The sequence below is a fragment of the Kitasatospora sp. NPDC059146 genome (assembly GCF_042786665.1).
GTDB lineage: Bacteria > Actinomycetota > Actinomycetes > Streptomycetales > Streptomycetaceae > Kitasatospora.
Genome location: NZ_JBHZCY010000004.1, coordinates 1,447 through 4,524 on the forward strand (window position 1 = coordinate 1,447; position 3,078 = coordinate 4,524).

At 73.4% G+C, this 3,078-nt stretch carries 3 protein-coding genes; 1 reads left to right on the forward strand and 2 read right to left on the reverse strand.

Going from position 1 to position 3,078, the window contains the following annotated elements:
* Window positions 1-68: 68 nt before the first annotated feature.
* Together ACFXPX_RS02475 and ACFXPX_RS02480 are read right to left on the reverse strand one after the other, a co-directional pair.
* Entirely contained in the window at window positions 69-785 is a 717-nt protein-coding gene (locus tag ACFXPX_RS02475) for a response regulator transcription factor (protein WP_350511717.1), read from the reverse strand.
* Between the two features lie 319 nt (window positions 786-1,104).
* Window positions 1,105-1,764 (reverse strand): DUF3000 domain-containing protein, encoded by a 660-nt coding sequence (locus ACFXPX_RS02480; RefSeq protein WP_375888289.1) that lies wholly within the window; start codon window positions 1,762-1,764, stop codon window positions 1,105-1,107.
* A 236-nt stretch (window positions 1,765-2,000) separates the two neighbouring features.
* On the opposite strand from ACFXPX_RS02480, the gene hemE reads away from it, so the two are divergent.
* A complete protein-coding gene (gene hemE, locus ACFXPX_RS02485) occupies window positions 2,001-3,014 on the forward strand; it encodes a uroporphyrinogen decarboxylase (protein WP_375888482.1) in 1,014 nt (337 codons plus the stop codon).
* Window positions 3,015-3,078 lie beyond the last annotated feature (64 nt).

Here is a 3,078-nt window from a genome sequence, read left to right on the forward strand (position 1 = left end):
GCCGCCCCCGCTCCACCCCCCCGCCGGGCCCCCCGACGGTTCGCGGAGCGGTTTCGGCCCCGGCCGGCTCAGTGGATGATGCCGGTGCGCAGCGCGACCGCGACCATCCCGGCGCGGTCGCCGGTGCCGAGCTTGCGGGCGATCCGGGCCAGGTGGCTCTTCACGGTGAGCGCGGACAGGCCCATCGCGACGCCGATCGCCTTGTTCGACTGGCCCTCGGCGACCAGCCGCAGCACCTCGACCTCGCGGCCGGACAGCTCGCGGTAGGCGGTCTGCTGCGGGCCCGGCGCTCCGGGGGCACCCGGTGCGCCCGGGGCACCGGCGGCACCCGGCATGCCCGGCATCCCGGGGCGGCGCATCCGGCCGGCCAGCCCGGCGGCGCCGAGCGGCAGGCCCGGGCGGCCGGGCATCGCGACGTTGGTGCGGGTGCCGGTGACCACGTAACCCTTGACGCCGCCCGCGAGCGCGCTGCGGACCGCGCCGATGTCGTCGGCGGCGGACAGGGCCAGGCCGTTGGGCCAGCCCGCGGCGCGGGTCTCGGCGAGGATGGTGAGTCCGGAGCCGTCCGGCAGGTGGACGTCGGCGACGCAGATGTCGCGCGGGGTGGAGACCCGGGGGCGGGCCTCGGCGATCGAGGACACCTCGATCACGTCGCGGACGCCGAGCGCCCAGAGGTGGCGGGTGACGGTGTTTCGGACGCGGGGATCGGCGATGACCACCATGGCGGTGGGCTTGGTCGGGCGGTAGGCGACCACGTTTGCGGGGTGCTCAAGAAGGACCGACACCAGGCCTCCTGCGGGGAGTGGCGGACGGAACCCCGAGGGGGCGGTCGGAGTGTTCCGCGTTCGGAAAGGGTCACAGTCTGCTTCGGCAGCTACCGTGCCCGGCTTTAGCGAAAGATCACGATCTAGTGAGTAACAATACGGACAAATCGCGCATATGACTGATGCGACATGCCTGGAATTCGTACAAAATCGATCAGATCCATGACAGATCGATCGACTTTGAGCAGGTAATTGACGCAGAGCAGGGCCGAAGCCACACTCCGTCAGTCCTGGGGGTGGCATCGGGGCGGACGGTGCCGTCCGGCCCGGACGCCACCCTTCAGTGCGACCGGGGGCGTCGCCGGGCGGGCATCGGGACCACTCCACCGAGTGACGTGACCTCGGCCGGCGGCGGGGACGGGTTGGCCGGCGGCAGTCCGGCGCTGATGCAGAGCAGGTCGCCCCAGGCCGCCAGGTGCCGCTCGAACCGGCCGTCGGCCGGCGTCCAGGAGGCCCGGATCTCGATCTCGGTCGCCGCGGGGCGGTCCGCCAGGCCGCCGAAGTACTGCGAGGCGCAGCGGGTCACCGTGCCGGACGGCTCCGCGTACCCGGCGCCGTGCGCCTGCAGCGCGTCCAGCAGCCAGGCCCAGCCGACCTCGGAGAGCAGCGGGTCGCCGGCCATCTCCGGCTCCAGCTCCGCCCGGGTCATCGTGACCACCCGGAACTCCCCGTTCCAGGCCTCCTGCCCGGCCGGGTCGTACAGCAGGACCAGCCGGCCGTCGGCCAGCTCCTCGTCGTCCACCTCCACGGTGGCGGTCAGCGCGAAGGCGTACGGGGCCAGCCGGCGCGGGGCCGGCGCGGGGGAGAGCTGGAGCTCCGGCCGCAGCCGGGCCCCGTCGAGGGCCTCCACGGCGGCCCGGAACTCGCTCGGCGCCCCCTCCCGACCCGTTCCGCCACCTGTTCCGCCACCTTGCGCGGGGTGCCCGCCGACCGCTGCCATGACCCGAAGACTAGGTCGAAGACCGGGGTTATCGCCGCAACTTCCGTCCGAGCGGCGTGCCGGAACGGCAAACCCGGCCAGATCTTGGAGGAACCGACGAGACCACCCGGGAAGGGTGCCCCCGGGCGCGTGCGAAGATTTGACCCGTGAGCGAGACTACGGCAGACCCGACGGCGGCCACCCCCGACGGCCGAAGCACCCCCGCGCGCCGCGGCGCCGCGCACGACTCCGCGTTCCTGCGCGCCTGCCGGCACGAGCCGGTGCCGCACACGCCGGTGTGGTTCATGCGCCAGGCGGGCCGCTCGCTGCCCGAATACCTGAAGGTCCGCGAGGGCATCCCCATGCTGGAGTCCTGCATGCGGCCCGAGCTGGTCAAGGAGATCACCCTCCAGCCGGTGCGCCGGCACAAGGTGGACGCGGCGATCTTCTTCAGCGACATCGTGGTGCCGCTCAAGGCCGTCGGCATCGACGTGGACATCAAGCCCGGCATCGGCCCGGTCATCGCCGACCCGATCCGCACCTTCGAGGACCTCAACCGGCTGCGCCCGCTGGAGCCCGACGACGTCCCCTACGTCACCGAGGCCGTCGGCCTGCTGGTCGACGAGCTCGGCGGGACCCCGCTGATCGGCTTCGCGGGCGCGCCGTACACGCTCGCCAGCTACCTGATCGAGGGCGGGCCCTCCAAGAACCACGAGAACACCAAGGCCATGATGTACGGGCAGCCCGAGCTCTGGGCCGCCCTGCTGGACCGCCTCGCCGACATCACCTCCGCCTTCCTCAAGGTGCAGATCGAGGCCGGCGCCTCCGCGGTCCAGCTGTTCGACTCCTGGGTCGGCGCGCTCGCCCCGGACGACTACCGCCGCTCGGTGATGCCCGCCAGCACCAAGGTCTTCGACGCCGTCGCCCACTACGGGGTGCCGCGGATCCACTTCGGCGTCGGCACCGGCGAGCTGCTCGGGCTGATGGGCCAGGCCGGCGCGGACATCGTCGGCGTCGACTGGCGGGTGCCGCTGAACGTCGCCGCCGAGCGGGTCGGCGCGGGCAAGGCCCTCCAGGGCAACCTCGACCCGGCGGTGCTGTACGCGCCCACCAAGGTCGTCGAGACCAAGGCCCGCGAGGTGCTGCACGCCGCCCAGGCGCTCGGCACCAGCGGCCACATCTTCAACCTCGGCCACGGCGTGATGCCGTCCATGGACCCGGACGCGCTCAGCCGCCTGGTCGCCTTCGTGCACGAGGCCAGCGCGCGCTGACGCCCCGCGGCGGCGGGGCCCCCCGCGGGGCGGGGCCCCCCCCCCCGCGGCAAAACCCCCACCC